The organism is Cellulomonas hominis, assembly GCF_014201095.1.
Taxonomy (GTDB): domain Bacteria; phylum Actinomycetota; class Actinomycetes; order Actinomycetales; family Cellulomonadaceae; genus Cellulomonas; species Cellulomonas hominis.
Genome location: NZ_JACHDN010000001.1, coordinates 2,645,861 through 2,664,239, shown reverse-complemented (window position 1 = coordinate 2,664,239; position 18,379 = coordinate 2,645,861). Strand labels below are relative to the sequence as shown.

Here is an 18,379-nt window from a genome sequence, read left to right as displayed (position 1 = left end):
GGGACCGTCGCCGGGCCCGGCGCGTGCGAGGATCGCCGGATGGACGCGTCCGGCCTCGCGAAGCTGCTCAGCCCCACCGGCTGGGCGCTGCTGTCCGCCCTGCCCCCGTACGACGAGGCGCAGGCCATGGCCCTGTCCGAGCGCCTGCGCCGCGACGGGTTCGACGCCGACCTCGTCGCCGCTGCGCTCACCCAGTCGCGGCTGCGGGCCCGCGCGCACGACAAGCTCGGCGAGTTCGCCGACGGCATGCTGTTCACCCCCGCCGGCCTGGAGCAGGCGACCCGGCTGGTCGTCGCCGCGCAGCACGCCCGCCGGTACGTGGCGGCCGGGACGCAGCGCGTCGCCGACCTCACGTGCGGGCTCGGCGCGGACGCGATGGCCTTCGCCGGCGTCGGGCTGCCGGTGCTCGCGGTGGACGCCGACGAGACCACGGCCGCGCTCGCCACGGTGAACCTGCGGCACTTCCCCGAGGCCGAGGTCCGGCACGGCGACGGGCTCGCGCTCGACCTGGCCGCCGAGGGCGTCGACGGCGTGTACGCGGACCCCGCCCGGCGCACCGGCGGCGGCACCCGCGTGTTCGACCCCGCCGCCTACGCCCCGCCCCTGGACGCCGTCCTGGCCGTCCGCGAGCGCGTGCCGGCCCTGGGCCTCAAGCTGGGGCCCGGGGTCCCGCACTCCGCGCTCCCGGACGACGCCGAGGCGCAGTGGGTCTCCGTCGACGGGGACGTCGTCGAGCTCGGCCTGTGGTTCGGCCCGCTCGCCCCCGACGGCCCCGGACGCTCGGCGCTGCTGCTGGGCTCGGGGGGCGGCTCGGCCCTGCTGCGCGCCGGCGAGGCGTCCGCGCACGCGCACCCGCCGGTCGGAGCGGTCGGGGCGTACCTGTACGAGCCGGACGGGGCCGTCATCCGCGCGGGGCTCGTCGCCGAGGTGGCCGCCGAGGTGCAGGGACGGCTCGTGGACCGCACGATCGCCTACGTGACCTCCGACGCGCTGCACGCGACGCCGTTCGCGACCGCCTACCGGGTTCTCGACGACCTGCCGTTCGGCCTCAAGCGCCTGCGCGCCTACCTGCGCGAGCGGGACGTCGGCGCGCTCACGATCAAGAAGCGCGGCACCGCGGTCGTCCCGGAGCAGCTGCGCCGCCAGCTCGACCTGCGGGGCTCCACCGCCGCGACGATCGTGCTCACCCGGGTCGCGGGCCAGCAGCAGGTGCTGCTGGTCGAGCCGGTGGGTGCCCCCGCATGACGACGCCGGCGCGGCTGCCGTTCGCGGCGTCCGAGCGCTCCAGCGTCGGCATCGAGTGGGAGCTCGCGCTCGTCGACGCGGACTCCGGCGACCTGCGGCAGGTCGCGAGCACCGTCCTGGACGCGGTCCGGCCGCCCGGCGGCGGCGAGCACCCCGCCATCCGGCAGGAGCTGCTGCTCAACACCGTCGAGGTGGTCTCCGGCGTGTGCCGCACCGTCAGCGAGGCCGGGGCCGACCTGCAGCGCGCGGTCGACGAGGTCCGCACCGTCACCGACCCGCTGCGCGTCGAGCTGATGTCCGCCGGCACGCACCCGTTCGCCCGCTGGGCCCAGCAGAAGGTCACCGACAAGCAGCGGTACGCGACGCTCATCGACCGGACCCAGTGGTGGGGCCGGCAGATGCTCATCTACGGCGTCCACGTGCACGTCGGCGTCGAGGACCGGGACAAGGTGCTGCCGATCTGCCGGGCGCTGCTCACCTGCTTCGCGCACCTGCAGTCGCTGTCGGCGTCCAGCCCGTTCTGGGGCGGCAAGGACACCGGCTACGCCTCGAACCGGGCCCTGATGTTCCAGCAGCTCCCGACCGCCGGGCTGCCCTTCCAGTTCGAGCGCTGGGACCAGCTCGAGGCCTACGTCGGCGACATGCTGCACACCGGCGTGATCGACGCGTTCGACGAGGTGCGCTGGGACGTCCGCCCCTCCCCGCGGTTCGGCACGATCGAGACCCGCATCTGCGACGGCTCCCCCACGCTGCTGGAGGTCACCGCCCTCGCCGCGCTGACCCACTGCCTGGTCGAGCACTTCTCGACGCTGCTCGACCGCGGCGAGCCGCTGCCGACCGTCCCGCCGTGGTTCGCGCAGGAGAACAAGTGGCGCTCCGCCCGGTACGGGATGGACGCGATCATCATCACGAACGCGGCCGGCGACGAGGAGCTCGTCACCGACGCGGTGGCCCGGCTGCTGCACGACCTCGAGCCCGTGGCCGAGCGGCTGGGCTGCGCGGCGGAGCTCGACGCCGTGCGGGTGATCCTGCGCAAGGGGGCGTCGTACCAGCGGCAGCGGGCCGTCGCCCGGCGGAACGCCGGGGAGCTCGACGCGGTGGTGGCGTCGCTGGTCGCGGAGATGCGCGCGGGGCGCCCGCTCTAGCCCGGCCTCCGGGTCAGACCGTCACCGTCTCCAGCGGCATCGTCGAGTCCACGCCGATGCCGAAGTCCGAGGCGGGCAGCCCGCGCCGGACGACCGCCGCCCCGAGCGCCGCGATCATCGCGCCGTTGTCCGTGCAGTACCGGATCGGCGGGATGCGCAGCTCGATGCCGGCCTCCGCGCACCGCTCCGCGGCCAGGTCGCGGAGCTGCGAGTTGGCGGAGAAGCCGCCGCCGACGACCAGGGTGTCGACCCCGTGCCGCCGGCAGGCCGCGATGGTCTTGGCCGTGAGCACGTCGGCGACCGCGGCGGCGAACGACGCGGACACGTCCTCGAGGGGGATCTCCTCGCCGGCGTCCTGCCGCGCCTCGACCCAGCGGGCGACGGCGGTCTTCAGGCCGGAGAACGAGAAGTCGTAGGCGTGCTTCTCCTGGTCCTTCGCGGCCGTGAGCCCGCGCGGGAACCGGATGGCCGTCGGGTCGCCCTCGCGCGCCAGGCGGTCGATGTGCGGGCCGCCGGGGTACGGCAGGCCGAGCAGGCGGCCGACCTTGTCGAAGGCCTCCCCCGCGGCGTCGTCCAGCGTCGAGCCGAGCTCGCGCACCCCGGTCACCACGTCGTCGATCAGCAGCAGGCTGGAGTGCCCGCCGGACACCACCAGCGCCATGACCCGGTCGGGGAACAGGCCGTGCACCAGCTCGTCGACGGCGGCGTGGCCGATGACGTGGTTGACGCCGTACAGCGGCTTGCCGAGCCCGTAGGCCAGGGCCTTCGCCGCGGCGGTGCCGACGGTCAGCGAGCCGACCAGGCCGGGGCCGGCGGTGACGGCGACGGCGTCGACGTCCGCGAGCGTGACCCCGGCGGTGCCGAGCGCGCGCTCGACGGTCGGGATCATCGCCTCGAGGTGGGCGCGGGACGCGATCTCGGGGATGATCCCGCCGAACCGCGCGTGCTCGTCCATGGAGGACGCGACGGCGTCGACCAGGAGCTCGCTGCGGTCGGCGTGGGCGCGGACCAGGGCGACCCCGGTCTCGTCGCAGGACGTCTCGATCCCCAGGACGAGGGGCGCTTCGGGCATGGGACCCATCCTAGGTCGCGCTCCGGGCGGGGCCGCGCGACGGGCGCACGGGGCGGTGTGACGCGGTTCACCGACACAACAGGAATCCCCCGGGATGGTTGTGAATTCAACCGAATATGAGCATCGACACCGAGCTGCGCGTCCCCGCCGAGATCGCCGACCTGGTCTTCCGGTCCGCGCGCACCGTCAACACCTTCGCCGACGACGAGGTGACGGACGAGCAGGTCCGCGCCGTCTGGGACGTCGTGCGCTGGGGTCCGACCGCGATGAACACCCTCCCGCTCCGGCTGCTGCTGGTGCGCTCCCCCGAGGCCCGCGAGCGCCTGGTCGGGCACATGAACGACGGCAACAAGGCCAAGACCCTGCGCGCCCCGCTGAGCATCGTGGTGGCCGCGGACCTCGACTTCCACGAGCACCTGCCCCGGCTCGCCCCGCACATGGCCGGCGCGCGCGAGAACCTCGCCGGCGCCGAGGCGGTCCGCGAGCGCATGTCCCGCGACAACGCCTTCCTGCAGGCCGGCTACCTGATCGTCGGGCTGCGCGCCGCGGGGCTGCACGTCGGCCCGATGACCGGCTACGACGCCGCCGGGCTCGACGCCGACCTGTTCGCCGGGACGTCCTGGCGGTCGATCATGGTCGCGAACGTCGGCGCCGCGCCGGCCGACGTGGAGGGCTTCGGCATGCCGGCCTCGCACCCGCGCCAGACCCGCCTCGACTTCGAGGACGTCGCCCGCACGATCTGATCCGCACCGCACCGGGCGGGCGGCCGCGTCACACCGACGCCGCCCGCCCGCCCGCGTCGTCCCCGGCGCCCGCGCCGACCGGGCCCGGGCCACGGGTCAGCCGCAGCCGCATGGTCCACGCGTCCACGTTCTCCGGCTGGTAGTACCCCTTGCGGCGCCCGAACCGCTCGAAGCCCGCGCGCTCGTACAGCCGCAGCGCCGGCTCGTTGTCGACCCGGACCTCCAGCAGCACCTCGGCCGCCCGCAGCTCCCGCGCCCGGTCCAGCAGGGCGTCCAGCAGCAGCCGACCGACGCCCCGGCCCTGGTGGTCCGGCCGGGTGCCGACCGTCATCACCTGGCCGTCGTACCCGTCGAACCACAGCCCGGCGTACCCGACGAGCTCCCCCGACTCCCGGTCCTGGGCGCCGACGTACCACCGGCCCGGCCCGTCGAGCTCCTCGGCCAGCGACGCCCGGGACCACGCGCCCGCCCCGAACAGCGCCCGCTCCATCGCCTCGAGCGCGTCGAGGTCGCCGGGGCCGAGCGGGCGCAGGTCGACCGTCATCCGAGCGCGCGCTTGCCCGCCGCGGGCGGCACCGCGTCCGGGCGGCGCAGGTACAGCGGCTCGGTGGGCAGCGTCGTGCCGGGGACCGCGAGGCGCGCGAGGGCGACCCGGGCCAGGTCCGCGGGGTCCACCTCGGCGGGCGCGCCCGGCAGCAGCCCGGGGTACAGCGCCGTCCCCGCCCCCACCACCACGGCGCCCTCCGGCAGGCCGCGCGCCGCGAGCGCCGCCGGGGTCTCGACGGCCGGGCCGTCCAGCAGCTCGACGGCACCGCCGGCCGCCACGCGGTACCGGGCGGAGTACACCTCCTTGCGCCGGGCGTCCGTCACGACCAGCACCTCGGCGCCCGGGTCGAGGTCGCGGGCGGCGGCCAGGGCGACCGCGTCGAGCGACGACACCCCGTGCACCGGGATCCCGAGCGCCAGCCCGAGCGTGCGGGCGGTGACCAGGCCGACCCGCAGGCCGGTGAACGGCGCCGGGCCCGTGCCCGCGACGACGGCTGTCAGGTCGGTGCGGGACACGCCCGCCTCGGCGAGGACCGCGTCGAGCAGCGGCGTGAGCGCCTCGGCGTGCCGGCGGGTCTCGCCGGACGAGCGGGTCGCGAGCGTGCGGCCCGCGTCGTCGACGACGGCGGCGGACGCGGCGGCGGAGGTGTCGAGGGCGAGGACGGGCACCGGTGGGGTTCCTTCCGGAGGGGGTGTCGGGTCGGGGTGGGTCAGGCGGGCAGCGCGACGCCGCGCCAGCGGTCGCCGTGGGCGCGGACGGTCACGGAGCGCACGCCCGCGGAGGCGTCGCCGTCCTCGTCGTCCGGCCCGGCACCCGGCCCCGCCTCGGCGCCGCGGGGCCGGCGCAGCGCGACCTCCAGCCGGTCGTCGGCCAGCGACTCGACGAGCCCCGCCCCCCACTCGACGACGGTGACGGACTCGTCCAGCGACGCGTCCAGGTCGAGGGCGTCGACCTCGTCCAGCGAGCCCAGGCGGTAGGCGTCGACGTGCACCAGCGTCGGGCCGGTCGTGCCGTCGGGCCGGGGCAGCGGCGGGTGCACGCGCGCGATGACGAACGTCGGGGACGCCACCGCGCCGCGCACGTGCAGCCCCTGGCCGATGCCCTGGGTCAGCGTGGTCTTGCCCGCGCCGAGGTCGCCGGTGAGCACCACCAGGTCGCCCGCGCGCAGCAGGCCCGCGAGCGCCGCGCCGTACGCGCGGGTCGCTTCGGCGTCGGCCAGGTCCACGGTCACCTCGGCGACCGTCGTCGTCCCGCTCACTGCACTCCCTCCGCGACGCGCAGCGCGCCGCCCTCCGTCGTCCGGGCGCGGTCCACGTACACCCGCGGCACCCGCGCGCCGAGCCGCGTGACGATCTCGTAGCTGATGGTCCCGGCGGCGTCCGCCCAGTCCTGCGCGGTGGGGCCGCCGTCCGCGCCGGTGCCGAACAGCACCACCCGGTCCCCGGCGGCCTCCGTCGCGTCCGGCCCGAGGTCCACCATCACCTGGTCCATGCAGACCCGCCCGGCGATCGCGAGCCGGCGCCCGCCGACCCCGAGCGGGGCGCCGGGCGCTCCGTCGACGCCGGAGGCGTGCCGCGGCACCCCGTCCGCGTACCCGAGCGGCACGACGCCGACCGTCGTGTCCCGGGGGGTCACGTAGTGGTGCCCGTACGACATCCCGTGCCCGGCGGGCAGCCGCTTCACGGTCGCGAGCTCCGCCTCGACGGTCATCGCCGGCACGAGCCCGAACCGCTCCGGCCCGCCGAGCTGCGGCACCGGCGTCAGCCCGTAGAGCGCGATCCCGGGGCGCACCAGGTCGAGGTGCAGGGCCGGGTCGGTGAGCGTCGAGGTGGACGCCGCGATGTGCCGGACCTCGAACCGGGCGCCGCGCGCCTCGGCGTCGTCCGCGACCGCGCGCAGCACCTCGGCCTGGGCGTGCAGCGTCGGGTGCCCGGGCTCGTCCGCGAACGCGAGGTGCGACCAGATCCCGGCCACGCGCACGACGCCCTCGGCCTCGAGCCGCAGGGCCGCGTTCAGCACCTCCGGCAGGTCCGCCGGGGTCAGGCCGTTCCGGCCGAGCCCCGTGTCGACCTTGAGGTGCACCCGCGCCGTCCGGCCGGTCGAGCGCGCCGCGGCCTCGACCTCCCGCAGGGCCCACGGCGCGGCCACGGACAGGTCGACGTCCGCCGCGACGGCGTCCGCCAGCGGCGCGCCCGGCGCGTAGAGCCACGTCAGCACCCGCGACCGGATGCCGCCCGCCCGGAGCGCCAGCGCCTCGGAGACCTGGGCGACGCCGAGCCAGGTCGCCCCGCCCTCCAGCGCCGCCCGCGCGACGGGGAGCAGGCCGTGCCCGTAGGCGTCGGCCTTCACCACCGCCATGACCTGGGCCGTCGGCGCGAGGTCGCCCAGGGTCCGCGCGTTGGCGCGCACCACCCCGAGGTCCACGACCGCCCGCGCGGGAAACTCGCTCACCGCCCCAGTCTCGCACCGCTCGCCCGCCGACCCGGCCACGCGCGCCTGCCGCGCCGCGCCGGGTGGAGGGTTCTGCCGCGACACGCCGCGCGTGTCGGGCAGAACCCTCCACCCACCGCGCGGTCCGGCCGGCCCGTGCCCGTCAGCCGGCCTCGACGACCAGGTCCGCCCGGCCCCGCGTGCCCTCCACGAGGTCCGCGTTCCGCTGGTCCGGGCCGTGCGTCCACGCGTACGCCGCGTCGGGGGCCTTGCCGAACAGGCGGTGCCGGGCGACGAGCCGCTCGGCGCGCACCTCCTGCGGCAGGTCGACGAACCAGCACAGGTCCAGCAGGTCGCGGACCGGGCCGAACCCGTGGGTCTCCAGCAGCAGGTAGTTCCCCTCGGTGACGACCAGCGGCACGTCCGCCGGGACGCCGATGGCCCCGGCCACGCCGTTGCGCAGGTCGCGGCGGTACTCCGGCGCGTAGACCGTCTCCCCGGGGACCGGCGCGCGCAGCCGGCGCAGCAGGGCGACGTAGCCGGCGGCGTCGAACGTGTCGGGCGCGCCCTTGCGGTCGGCGCGGCCGAGGCGCTCGAGCTCGGTCTGCGCGAGGTGGAAGCCGTCCATCGGCGCCACCACGCACCGCCCGGGGAAGGCGGCCAGCACCTGGGCGGACAGCGTGGACTTCCCCGCGCCCGGCGCACCCGCGATGCCGAGCAGGCGGCGGACCGGCCGGTCGGCGCCGGGCGGCGGGGCGAGCAGGTCGGCGACCCGGCGGCGCAGGTCCTCCCGCAGCGGGGCGAGCGGCGGGCCGGGCTCAGCCACGGAGCAGCCCCGCCACGGTCGCCGGCAGCGCGTCCGCGACGTCGAGCGCGGCGACCGGGCCGCCCGGCACGGCGACGTCCGCCGCGCGCCCGTGCACCAGCGCCGCCGCGGCCGCGAGCGCCGCCGCCAGCGGCGGGTCCGCGAGCACGTCCGCGGCCCGCCCGGCGAGCAGGGCGCCCAGCACCCCGGCGAGCACGTCCCCGGACCCGGCGGTCGCGAGCCAGCCGGGAGCGTCCGCCTGCGCGTACACCGCGCCGCCCGCTCCGGCCACCACCGTCGTGCTGCCCTTCAGCAGGACGGTCGCGCCGGTGAGCTCGTGCGCGCGCCGCGCCCAGCGCAGCGGCTCCGCCTCGACCGCCGCCCGGTCCGCCTCCTCCCCGCGCCGGGCCAGCAGCGCCGCGAGCTCGCCGGCGTGCGGGGTGAGCACGCACCAGGGGGCCAGCTGCTCCGGCGCCAGCTCCAGCGCGCCGGCGTCCAGCACGACGGGCAGGCCGGTGCCGAGCGCGCGCTCGAGCGCCCCCGCGACGCGCCGCGCCTGCTTCGCGTGCCGCGGGTCGACGCCCGGGCCGAGCAGCCACGCCTGCACCCGCCCGTCCCCGGCGACGACCTCCGGCCGCGCGGCGAGCACCGCCCGGGCGACCGCGGACGGCCCGGCGTACCGGACCATGCCGACGCCCGCGCGCACGGCGGCGGACACCGTGAGCACCGCCGCACCCGGGTACGCCGGCGTCCCGGCCACGACGCCCAGCACGCCGCGGCGGTACTTGTGGTCCTCGGGGCCCGGCACCGGCCAGAGCCCGGCGACGTCGGCCGGCTCCAGACGCGCGACCGCCGGCTGCCCCGGCAGCGGCAGCCCCAGGTCCACGACGGCCACCCGCCCGGCGCGCCGGGAGGCCGGGGGGAGCAGCAGCCCGGGCTTCGCGGCGCCGAACGTGACCGTGAGGTCGGCGGGCAGCACGGGGCCGTCGGGCAGGGCGCCGTCGTCGACGCCGGTGCCGCTCGGCACGTCGACGGCCACCACCAGCGGACCGGGCTCGTCCGCGAGCAGGTCCGACAGCAGCCCGACGAGCAGCCCCGCCTCGCCCCGCGGCGCCCCGCGCCCGCCGATGCCGAGCAGGCCGTCCAGGACGACGTCCGCGGCGTACGCCTCGGCCACGGCGTCGCCGAGCCACACGGGCGGCAGCGCGCCGGGCCCGGGAGCGGCCGCACCCGGCGCGGCCACCCGGACCGCCCGGCCGCCCGCACCGAGCAGCGCCGCGAGGCCGCCCGCGTGCGGCGCGTCCGTCGTGCACAGCGCGACCACCCGCACCCCGCGCCGGGCCAGCACCGCCCCGGCGTGCAGCGCGTCGCCGCCGTTGTTCCCCGGCCCGACCAGCGCCACCGCGCTCGCCCCGCGGACCGCCCCGCGCCGCCCGGCGAGCTCCGCCGCGACCTGCGTCGCGAGCGCGAACGCCGCCCGCTCCATGAGCGGCACCCCGCGCGCCAGCAGCGGCTCCTCCGCCGCGCGCACCTCGGCCGCCGTGTACCCCAGGATCATGCGTCCATCCTGGCGGACGGCCCCGTCCGGCGCAGGGGCGCGCCCGGGGATAGGTTCGGGCCCATGCGCTTCGGACTCTTCATCCCCCAGGGCTGGCGGCAGGACCTCACCGGCATCGAGCCGGCCGACCACTGGTCCGTCATGAGCTCCCTCGCCCGGCACGCCGACGAGGGCGACGCCTACGACTCGATCTGGGTGTACGACCACTTCCACGCCGTCCCCGAGCCCAACGGCGAGGCGACGCACGAGGCCTGGAGCCTCATGAACGCCTACGCCGCCACCACCAGCCGCGTGCGGCTCGGGCAGATGTGCACCTGCATGGCGTACCGGAACCCCGCGTACCTGGCGAAGGTCGCGGCCACCGCCGACGTGATCTCCGGCGGTCGCGTGCAGATGGGCATCGGCGCCGGCTGGTACGAGCACGAGTGGCGCGCCTACGGCTACGGCTTCCCGACGCCGGGCGAGCGGATCGCGATGCTCGACGAGGGCGTGCAGATCATGAAGCAGCTGTGGACCAACGGGGTCGCGACCCTCGACGGCGCGCACTACCAGGTCGACGGCGCGCAGCTCGCCCCGCTGCCGCTGCAGGTGGACGGCCCGCCGCTGTGGATCGCGGGCGGCGGCGAGCGCAAGACCCTCCGGGTCGCGGCCGAGCACGCGCAGTTCACGAATTTCGACGGCACCCCCGCCGGGTTCGCGCACAAGTCCCGCGTGCTGCAGGAGCACTGCGCCGCCATCGGCCGGAACTACGACGAGATCACCCGCTCGGCCAACTACAACGTGGTGATCGGGTCGACCGAGGCGGAGGTGGACGACCGCATCGCCTGGCTCGAGGAGCACCTGTCCCGGACCGTGCCCGCGAAGGCGCCCGAGATCGCCGAGGACTTCCGCCGGGGCCCGCTGGTCGGCACGCCCGAGCAGGTGGTCGAGAAGCTCCGCGAGCTCGAGTCCCTCGGGATGACCTACGCGATCACGTACTTCGCGGAGGCCGCGTACGACCGCTCCGGCATCGAGCTGTTCGAGCGCGAGGTCGTCCCGGCTCTGCGCTAGCGGCACCGGGAGTGCAGCGGGGGCGCCCAGGTCAGGCCGTCTCGGCCACGACCATCGCCGACGCGATGCCCGCGTCGTGCGAGATCGACAGGTGGAACCGCGCCACCCCGAGCGCCTCCGCGCGGGCCAGCACCGTGCCGACCACCTCGACCTCGGGCGCCCCGCCGGGGACCCGCCGGACCGTGGCGTCCTGCCAGGACATCCCGGCCGGGGCGCCCAGCGCCTTGGCGATCGCCTCCTTCGCCGCGAACCGCGCGGCGAGGGAGGCGGGCGGCAGGTCGCGCTCCTCCGGCGTGAACAGGCGGCTCCGCAGCGCGGGCACGCGCTCGACCGTCGCCAGGAACCGTGCGACGTCGACGACGTCGATCCCGACCCCGACGATCACGGCCGGTCCCGGTCCTCGACGAGGTGGCGCCACCGGCCCCACTTGTCCTCCAGCGCGGCGTCGAGGTCGACGTCCAGCCGGGTCGCGAGCAGCAGCACGTGGGCCAGCACGTCGGCGAGCTCGGCCGGCACGGCGGCCTCCCCCTCGGCGACGGGCCGCCGGGACCGCCCGGACGCCGCGAGGTAGGCCTGCGTGAGCTCGCCGACCTCCTCGCCGAGCTTCAGGAGCAGCCAGTCGTCGGTGCGCTCGATGCCGTGCAGGCGCGCGTAGGCGCGCGAGACCGCCTCGACCTCGGCCTGCGCGGCCCGCAGCTCCACTACTCGACCGTGACGGACTTCGCGAGGTTGCGCGGCTGGTCGACGTCCAGGCCGCGGGCCGTCGCGAGCTCGCAGGCGAAGATCTGCAGCGGCACCACGGACAGCAGCGGCGCGAGCAGCGTCGGCGACTGCGGGACGTAGAACACCTCGTCGGCGTACGCGCGCACCGCCTCGTCGCCGTCCTCCGCGATCACCAGCGTGCGGGCGCCGCGGGCCCGGATCTCCTGGATGTTCGAGACGACCTTGGAGTGCAGCGAGTCCCGGCCGCGCGGCGACGGCACGATGACGAACACCGGCTGACCGGGCTCGATCAGCGCGATCGGCCCGTGCTTGAGCTCGCCGGCCGCGAAGCCCTCCGCGTGGATGTAGGCGATCTCCTTGAGCTTGAGCGCGCCCTCGAGGGCCACGGGGAACCCGACGTGCCGGCCGAGGAACAGCACCGACGAGGTGTCGGCCATCCAGCGGGCGATCTCCCGCACGCGGCCGGAGCGGTCGAGGACCTCCTGGATCTTGCCGGGCATGGCCCGCAGGTCCTCGAGGATCTCGGCGATCTCGTCGGAGAACTTGTTGCCGCGCAGCTGCGCCAGGTAGAGGCCCAGGAGGTACGCCGCGGTGATCTGGGCGAGGAACGCCTTGGTCGAGGCGACCGCGACCTCCGGGCCCGCGTGCGTGTAGAGCACCGCGTCCGACTCGCGCGGGATGGTCGAGCCGTGGGTGTTGCAGATCGCCAGCACCTTGGCGCCCTGCTCCCGGGCGTGCCGGATCGCCATCAGCGTGTCCATCGTCTCGCCGGACTGCGAGATGGCGACGACCAGCGTGCGGGGGTTCACGATCGGGTCGCGGTACCGGAACTCGTGCGCGAGCTCGACCTCGACCGGCACGCGGCACCAGTGCTCGACGGCGTACTTCGCCACGTGCCCGGCGTAGGCGGCCGTGCCGCAGGCGATGACGATGATCTTGTCGACGGCGCGCAGCACGGACTCGTCGATCTTCAGGTCGTCGAGCACGAGCCGGCCGCGGGTGTCGGTGCGGCCCAGCAGGGTGTCCTGGACGGCCTGCGGCTGGTCGGCGATCTCCTTGTCCATGAAGGACCGGAAGCCGCCCTTCTCGGCCGCGGCGGCGTCCCAGTCGACGGTGTACTCGCGGCCCTCGGCGGGGTTGCCGTCGAAGTCGGTGACGGTCACCGAGCGCGGGGTGATGACGACGACCTGGTCCTGCGCCAGCTCGAGCGCCCGGCGGGTGCGGGCGATGAACGCCGCGACGTCGGACCCCAGGTAGTTCGCGCCGTCGCCCAGCCCGACGACGAGCGGGGAGTCGTGCCGGGCGCCGACCACGGTGTCCGGGTGGTCCTCGTGGACGGCGAGCAGGGTGAACGTGCCGTGCAGGCGGCGCACGACGATCCGCATGGCCTCGCCGAGGTCCTTGACCTCGGCGTAGGCGCGCGCGACGAGGTGCGCGACGACCTCGGTGTCCGTCTCGGACAGCAGCTCGGCCCCGTCGGCGAGGAGCTCGTCCTTGAGGGTCGCGAAGTTCTCGACGATGCCGTTGTGGATCAACGCGACGCCCCCGGCGACGTGCGGGTGCGCGTTGACGTCGGTCGGGCCGCCGTGCGTGGCCCACCGGGTGTGCCCGATGCCGGCGGTCGCGCCGGGCAGCGGCTCCTCGTCCAGCAGCGCGACGAGGTTCGCGAGCTTGCCCGCCTTCTTGGCGGTCACGAGCCCCCCGGTCCCCGGCACCAGGGCGACGCCGGCCGAGTCGTACCCGCGGTACTCCAGGCGGCGCAGGCCCTCCAGGACCACGTCGAGCGGCTGCCCGTCCGGCTGATGGTCCCCGACGTAACCGACGATTCCACACATGGGCGCGAGTCTAGCCGCGGGCGAGGCCGGCCCCGCGGCGGCGCCGCCGGCGGGCACCCGGCGGGCACCCGGCGCGCTGCCGGCGCGCTGCCGGCGCGCCGTCCCCGGCGGGCGGGACCTCGGGGATCGTGCAGAATCGTCGGGTGCGAGCCTCCGACGTCGTGTCGCCGTCTCCCTACGTGGAGCTGGACCGGGACACCTGGGTCCGGCTGTCGGAGTCGACCCCGCTGCCGCTGACCGACGCCGACGTGACGCGGCTGCGCGGGCTCGGCGACCCGATCGACCTGGCCGAGGTCGACGCGATCTACCGGCCGCTGTCCCGGCTGCTCGACCTGTACGTGACCGCCACCCGGCGGCTGCACGCGGCGTCGTCCACGTTCCTGCGGGAGGACACCCCGCGCACCCCGTTCGTCATCGGCGTGGCCGGCTCGGTCGCGGTCGGCAAGTCGACGACCGCCCGCCTGCTGCGCGAGCTGATGGCCCGCTGGCCCGCGACGCCGAACGTGGCGCTCATGACGACCGACGGGTTCCTGCACCCGAACGCCGAGCTCGAGCGGCGCGGCCTGATGGACCGCAAGGGCTTCCCCGAGTCCTACGACCGGCGCGCGCTGCTGCAGTTCGTGTCCCGCGTGAAGGCCGGGCACGCCGAGGTCCGGGCCCCGGTGTACGACCACATCACCTACGACATCGTGCCGGGGGCCGAGGTGGTGGTGCGCAAGCCGGACGTCCTCATCGTCGAGGGCCTCAACGTGCTGCAGCCCGCCCCGTCCGCCGCCGGCACGTCGAGCACGTCGAACCTCGCCGTGAGCGACTTCTTCGACTTCTCGATCTACGTGGACGCCCGGACCACGGACGTCCGGCAGTGGTACGTCGAGCGGTTCCTGTCGCTGCGCTCGACCGCGTTCGCCAAGCCGGAGTCGTACTTCCACCGGTACGCCGCGCTGAGCGACGACGAGGCCGTCGCGCGGGCCGAGAGCATCTGGGACGCGATCAACGCCCCGAACCTCGTGCGCAACATCCTGCCGACCCGGAGCCGGGCGACCCTGGTCCTGACCAAGGGCAGCGACCACTCCGTGCGGCGGGTGCGGCTGCGCAAGCTCTGAGACCGTCCCCCGGCCGCCGGGCGCGCCGTCAGCCCGCCGTGGGCGACGCGCTGGGCGCGGGGGCGACGAGCGCGACCGGGTAGTGCTCGACGTCCATCACGTCGAGCGCGGCGATCCCGTCGGCCACGGCCTCGGGCAGCTCGCCGCAGCCGCCGCCCGGCAGCGCCACGCGGACGGCCCCGCCGAGGGCGTCCACGAGCCACAGGTCGGCGCGCTCCGCGCCGGCGGGGCAGGCGGTCCCCGATGTCCCCGACGTCCCCGCCGGCACGGTCGAGCGCCCGGTGAGGGCGGACACCAGCGGGGCGACGTCGCCCTCGAGCCGGCTGGCCGTGACGGCCGCCCACCGGCCCGCCGCGTCGGTCAGGGTCTCCCCGGTGCTGCACAGCACCGCCGAGACGGCCACGAAGCCGTCGGGCGGTGCGGCCGCCTCCGGCGCGTCCCGGTGCACCGACCCGGTGTACGCGGCGGCGTCGAAGCCGAGCGCGGTCAGCACCTGGGGGGCCAGGCAGTCGGCCTCGGTGGCGACGGCGGTCCGGCCGGCGCTCGCGCGGGACTGCGCGTCGCCGGCCGCGTCCGGGGCGGCCGAGCACGCGGCGAGGGCGGCGACCAGCAGCGCGGCGGGGACGGCGGCGCGCCGGCGGGCGCGGGTCCGGGCCCGGGCAGCGGGTACGGGGGGACGCGGTGCCGTCATGCTCCCGCCCGCCCTTCGTCGCCCTGCCTGCCCTGGGACGGAGGACCGGGCGCGTGCCCGGCCTCCGTCGCTGGGGGCGACTCCGTCGTGGCCCGCACCGAGCCTAGGGGCGGCTCCGGGCGCGGGACGCGGGTGAGACCGGATCGTTAGCGAGCGGGTGCGGATCGTTGCCGGGACGTGACCCGGCGCCGGTCAGTCCGCCGCGTCGGGCGCCGCGGCCGCCGAGCCGGGGGCCGGGGCGGGCCCGCCGCGGCGGACCGGGCGCGTGCTCCCGGCGCCGGCCGGGGTCGCGACCCGCGGGGCCGGCGACGGGTGGTCAGCCGCACGGGGCCCCGGGGCCGCCGGCCGCTCGGCGCCCTCCACGAGCGGCGTGGCCGCCGGGTCGACGTCCGCCGGGGCCGCGGGCACGCGCCCGACGCCGACCCAGCGCCGGAGCACCCAGTCGATGAGCAGGCCGACGAGGGTGCCGACGACGACGCCGGCGACCACGGCGACCAGCGGGTGCTCCTCCAGCCAGACGCCCGCGCCCACGCCGACGGCCGTGCCGTAGGCCGCCCAGGTGACCGCGGCCAGCGCGGTGAGCCCGACGAACCGCTTGCGGGGGTACCCCAGCGCGCCGGCCGTCATGTTGACCGCCACCCGGCCCACCGGGATGTACCGCGCGGCGAGGATGAACGAGGACCCGCGGTGCGCGAGCGCGTGCTCGGCCCAGGCGAGGGCCTTGCGGCCGCGCTCGGTGCGGAAGATCCGCAGCCGGTGCACGTCCACCCGGGAGCCGATCGTGTAGGCGATCTGGTCGCCCGTGAACGCGCCGAGCGCGCCGGCGACCATGATGAGCGCGAGGTTCGGCTCGCCGTGCGCGACCGACAGCGACGCCAGCGCGATGACCACCGACTCGCTCGGGACCGGCGGGAAGAAGCCGTCGATCGTCGCGAACAGCATGAGCGCGGGGTACACCCACAGCGACTCGGCCAAGGCCGGGATCCAGCCCTCGATGGCGCTGATCCAGTCCTGCAGCACGTGTCATCAGCTCCTGGGTCGTGGCGGGCGTCGACGGCTCCCGGCGACGTCCCCACGCTAGGTGGGCGCCACAGGCGGCCGACATGGGGGACACCCCCGAGTCCCCCCTGGTCCTCCCCCCATCGTCACCCGGGGGCTCGCACGCGGGCATCGCCCCCCGGACCGACTTCCGTCCGCCCCGGGTCCCCCTCGCGGAGGACGCCGGGTCGGTCGCAGGTTCCCAGTGCACCACGCACCACCGACACGGGTCACGGGCATTCGGTGGCGGTCCGGTGAACCCTCAGGGGACGCCGCGCCGCGCGCCGGGCGCTCAGTCCAGCGGGAAGCCCAGCGTGCGCGACGCCTCCAGCGGGCGGGGCTCGCCGGCCCAGCGCGGGCCGAGGTGGTCCGTGGTCGAGAGCGACCGCAGGTGCGCCCGGTCCAGGTACAGCGTGCCGTTCAGGTGGTCGGTCTCGTGCTGGACGATGCGCGCCGGCCAGCCCTGCAGGACCTCGTCCAGCGGCTCGCCGGTCTCGTCCGTGCCGGTGAGCCTGATGCGGCGCAGCCGCGGCACGACCGCCTGGAGCCCCGGCACGCTGAGGCACCCCTCGTAGAACGCGACGTGCTCCGGCTCCTCGCCGGGCACCGCCTCGTACGCCGGGTTCACCAGCACGCGGTACGGCAGCTCGGGCCGCTCGCGGACGGCCGCGGTCTCCGGGTCGGCCGCGCCCGGGTCGGCCAGCACGGCCAGCGCCAGCGGCAGCCCGATCTGCGGCGCCGCGAGCCCGACGCCCGGGGCCGCGTGCATCGTGCGGCGCATGACCTCCAGCAGGGCGGCGAGCACGTCGTCGTCGAGCTGGCCGTCGTAGGGCAGCGCGCGGGTGCGCAGGGACGGGTGCCCGGCGGGCTGGATCGGGACGGTGCCGCCGGGGATCGAGGCCGCGACCTCGAGCACCTTGTCGACGTAGCCCCGGACCAGCTCGAGCGGCCAGCGGGACGGCAGGGCCTCGCCGGCGGTCACAGCGCGAGCCGGTCGCGCACGACGTCGGCGAGCCGGCCCGCCACGCGGTCGGCGTCGTCCTGGGTGGCCGCCTCGACCATGACCCGCACCAGCGGCTCGGTGCCCGAGGGGCGCAGCAGCACGCGGCCGGTGGAGCCGAGCGCGGCCTGGGCCTCGCCGACCGCGGCCGTGACGTGCTCGTCGGTGCCCGCGCGCGCCTTGTCGACGCCCGGCACGTTCACCAGGGTCTGGGGCAGCCGCCGCACGACCGAGGCGAGCTCGCTGAGCTTCTGGCCGGTCTGCGCGACGCGGGACGCGAGCTGCAGCGCGGTCAGCGTGCCGTCGCCGGTGGTCGCGTGGTCCGCCAGGATGACGTGGCCGGACTGCTCGCCGCCGAGGTTGTAGCCGTGCGCGCGCATCGCCTCGAGCACGTAGCGGTCGCCGACGCCGGTCTCGATCGTCCGGACGCCCGCCGCCTGCATCGCGAGCCGCAGGCCGAGGTTGCTCATCACGGTGACGACGAGCGTGTCCTGCGTCAGCGCGCCGCGCTCCCGCAGGGCCAGGGCGAGCACGCCCATGATCTGGTCGCCGTCCACCAGCGCGCCGGTGTGGTCCACCGCGAGGCAGCGGTCCGCGTCGCCGTCGAACGCCACGCCGAGGTCCGCGCCGGACGCGACGACCGCCGCCTGCAGCTGCTCCGGGTGCGTGGAGCCGCACGCCTCGTTGATGTTCCGGCCGTCCGGCGAGGCGTTGATGACCACGACGTCCGCGCCCGCGGCGCGCAGGGCGGCCGGCCCGACCTCGCTGGCGGCGCCGTTCGCGCAGTCCACCGCGACCCGCAGGCCGCTCAGGTCGTGGCCGAGCGTGCCGACCAGGTGCTCGACGTACTGCTCCCCCGCGCGGCCGGTGTCGGACCGGATCCGGCCGACCTCGGCGCCCACGGGGCGGTTCCAGTCCTCGCGCATCCGCTGCTCGATGGCGTCCTCGAGCTCGTCGTCGAGCTTGAGGCCGCCCCGGGCGAGGAACTTGATGCCGTTGTCCGGCATGGGGTTGTGCGACGCGGACAGCACCACGCCGAGGTCCACGCCGAGCGCGCCGGTGAGGTGCGCCACGGCGGGCGTCGGGAGCACGCCGACGTTGAGCACGTCCACGCCCGCGCTCGCCAGGCCGGCGGCCACGGCGGCGGACAGGAACTCCCCGGAGGCGCGGGGGTCGCGCCCCACCACCGCGCGGGGGCGGTGGCCCGCGAACTCGCCGCGCGACCCCAGCACGTGCGCCGCAGCGACGGAGAGGTCCAGCGCGACCTCGGCGGTCACGTCCCGGTTGGCGAGGCCCCGGACCCCGTCGGTGCCGAACAGTCGTCCCATCAACGGGCTCCTTCGTCCACGGCCGCGGCGCGCGGCCCCCTGCATCGTGCCAGGACCGGTGCGGTC

The 18,379-nt window shown here is 76.6% G+C and carries 19 protein-coding genes; 5 read left to right on the top strand and 14 right to left on the bottom strand.

The genetic code is table 11. The annotated features are described in order from the left end of the window. The first annotated feature begins 39 nt into the window (after window positions 1–39). Window positions 40–1,245, top strand: a complete 1,206-nt coding sequence (locus HNR08_RS12560) for a class I SAM-dependent methyltransferase (RefSeq protein WP_146840417.1) — start codon at window positions 40–42, stop codon at window positions 1,243–1,245. Beyond that, the gene (locus tag HNR08_RS12555) at window positions 1,242–2,390 is read left to right on the top strand and encodes a glutamate--cysteine ligase (protein ID WP_146840418.1); all 1,149 of its coding nucleotides are present in this window, start codon (window positions 1,242–1,244) and stop codon (window positions 2,388–2,390) included. Before HNR08_RS12560 ends, HNR08_RS12555 begins: the two co-directional genes overlap by 4 nt. 13 nt (window positions 2,391–2,403) lie before the next feature. On the opposite strand, the gene tsaD is transcribed toward HNR08_RS12555, so the two are convergent. Further along, entirely contained in the window at window positions 2,404–3,462 is a 1,059-nt protein-coding gene (gene tsaD / locus HNR08_RS12550; protein WP_146840419.1) for a tRNA (adenosine(37)-N6)-threonylcarbamoyltransferase complex transferase subunit TsaD, read from the bottom strand. A 116-nt stretch (window positions 3,463–3,578) separates the two neighbouring features. Between tsaD and HNR08_RS12545 the strand changes: the two genes are divergently transcribed. Beyond that, window positions 3,579–4,205 carry a malonic semialdehyde reductase gene (locus HNR08_RS12545; RefSeq protein WP_146840420.1) on the top strand — a complete coding sequence of 209 codons (627 nt, stop codon included), beginning with the start codon at window positions 3,579–3,581 and terminating at the stop codon, window positions 4,203–4,205. Between the two features lie 28 nt (window positions 4,206–4,233). Here HNR08_RS12545 and rimI read toward each other — a convergent pair whose 3' ends face one another. The 6 genes from rimI to HNR08_RS12515 form a co-directional block, all read right to left on the bottom strand. After that, a complete protein-coding gene (gene rimI / locus HNR08_RS12540) occupies window positions 4,234–4,749 on the bottom strand; it encodes a ribosomal protein S18-alanine N-acetyltransferase (RefSeq protein WP_146840421.1) in 516 nt (171 codons plus the stop codon). Next, complete coding sequence (gene tsaB, locus HNR08_RS12535; protein ID WP_146840422.1) at window positions 4,746–5,420, bottom strand: tRNA (adenosine(37)-N6)-threonylcarbamoyltransferase complex dimerization subunit type 1 TsaB; 675 nt, start codon at window positions 5,418–5,420, stop codon at window positions 4,746–4,748. Before tsaB ends, rimI begins: the two co-directional genes overlap by 4 nt. Window positions 5,421–5,461: 41 nt before the next feature. Beyond that, a complete protein-coding gene (tsaE, locus tag HNR08_RS12530) occupies window positions 5,462–6,010 on the bottom strand; it encodes a tRNA (adenosine(37)-N6)-threonylcarbamoyltransferase complex ATPase subunit type 1 TsaE (protein WP_146840423.1) in 549 nt (182 codons plus the stop codon). Continuing rightward, on the bottom strand, window positions 6,007–7,203 hold the full coding sequence (gene alr / locus HNR08_RS12525; RefSeq protein WP_146840424.1) for an alanine racemase: 1,197 nt from the start codon (window positions 7,201–7,203) through the stop codon (window positions 6,007–6,009). The genes tsaE and alr overlap by 4 nt, the downstream gene beginning before the upstream one ends. 142 nt (window positions 7,204–7,345) lie before the next feature. Continuing rightward, window positions 7,346–8,008 carry a nucleoside/nucleotide kinase family protein gene (locus tag HNR08_RS12520; RefSeq protein ID WP_371862408.1) on the bottom strand — a complete coding sequence of 221 codons (663 nt, stop codon included), beginning with the start codon at window positions 8,006–8,008 and terminating at the stop codon, window positions 7,346–7,348. Continuing rightward, window positions 8,001–9,545: a bifunctional ADP-dependent NAD(P)H-hydrate dehydratase/NAD(P)H-hydrate epimerase gene (locus HNR08_RS12515; protein WP_146840425.1), complete on the bottom strand. Its 1,545-nt coding sequence runs from the start codon at window positions 9,543–9,545 to the stop codon at window positions 8,001–8,003. The genes HNR08_RS12520 and HNR08_RS12515 overlap by 8 nt, the downstream gene beginning before the upstream one ends. A gap of 63 nt (window positions 9,546–9,608) precedes the next feature. Here HNR08_RS12515 and HNR08_RS12510 point away from each other — a divergent pair, with 63 nt between their 5' ends. Then, window positions 9,609–10,595: an LLM class F420-dependent oxidoreductase gene (locus HNR08_RS12510; RefSeq protein ID WP_146840426.1), complete on the top strand. Its 987-nt coding sequence runs from the start codon at window positions 9,609–9,611 to the stop codon at window positions 10,593–10,595. A 31-nt stretch (window positions 10,596–10,626) separates the two neighbouring features. On the opposite strand, the gene HNR08_RS12505 is transcribed toward HNR08_RS12510, so the two are convergent. From HNR08_RS12505 to glmS, 3 genes are read right to left on the bottom strand one after another with little or no spacing between them, the layout of a single operon-like run. Then, window positions 10,627–10,980, bottom strand: a complete 354-nt coding sequence (locus HNR08_RS12505; protein WP_146840427.1) for a holo-ACP synthase — start codon at window positions 10,978–10,980, stop codon at window positions 10,627–10,629. After that, window positions 10,977–11,297: a nucleoside triphosphate pyrophosphohydrolase family protein gene (locus HNR08_RS12500; RefSeq protein ID WP_146840428.1), complete on the bottom strand. Its 321-nt coding sequence runs from the start codon at window positions 11,295–11,297 to the stop codon at window positions 10,977–10,979. Before HNR08_RS12500 ends, HNR08_RS12505 begins: the two co-directional genes overlap by 4 nt. Beyond that, on the bottom strand, window positions 11,297–13,153 hold the full coding sequence (gene glmS, locus HNR08_RS12495; RefSeq protein WP_146840429.1) for a glutamine--fructose-6-phosphate transaminase (isomerizing): 1,857 nt from the start codon (window positions 13,151–13,153) through the stop codon (window positions 11,297–11,299). Before glmS ends, HNR08_RS12500 begins: the two co-directional genes overlap by 1 nt. 143 nt (window positions 13,154–13,296) lie before the next feature. Here glmS and coaA point away from each other — a divergent pair, with 143 nt between their 5' ends. Beyond that, complete coding sequence (coaA, locus tag HNR08_RS12490; RefSeq protein ID WP_246803181.1) at window positions 13,297–14,256, top strand: type I pantothenate kinase; 960 nt, start codon at window positions 13,297–13,299, stop codon at window positions 14,254–14,256. Between the two features lie 28 nt (window positions 14,257–14,284). Here the strand turns inward: coaA and HNR08_RS12485 are convergent, their stop codons facing one another. The 4 genes from HNR08_RS12485 to glmM form a co-directional block, all read right to left on the bottom strand. Continuing rightward, window positions 14,285–14,947 (bottom strand): hypothetical protein, encoded by a 663-nt coding sequence (locus HNR08_RS12485; protein ID WP_146840431.1) that lies wholly within the window; start codon window positions 14,945–14,947, stop codon window positions 14,285–14,287. Between the two features lie 192 nt (window positions 14,948–15,139). Continuing rightward, window positions 15,140–15,967 carry a DedA family protein gene (locus HNR08_RS12480; RefSeq protein ID WP_338075802.1) on the bottom strand — a complete coding sequence of 276 codons (828 nt, stop codon included), beginning with the start codon at window positions 15,965–15,967 and terminating at the stop codon, window positions 15,140–15,142. A gap of 310 nt (window positions 15,968–16,277) precedes the next feature. Beyond that, on the bottom strand, window positions 16,278–16,967 hold the full coding sequence (locus HNR08_RS12475; RefSeq protein WP_246803093.1) for a peptide deformylase: 690 nt from the start codon (window positions 16,965–16,967) through the stop codon (window positions 16,278–16,280). Continuing rightward, entirely contained in the window at window positions 16,964–18,313 is a 1,350-nt protein-coding gene (gene glmM, locus HNR08_RS12470; RefSeq protein ID WP_146838556.1) for a phosphoglucosamine mutase, read from the bottom strand. The genes HNR08_RS12475 and glmM overlap by 4 nt, the downstream gene beginning before the upstream one ends. Between the last annotated feature and the right edge of the window lie 66 nt (window positions 18,314–18,379).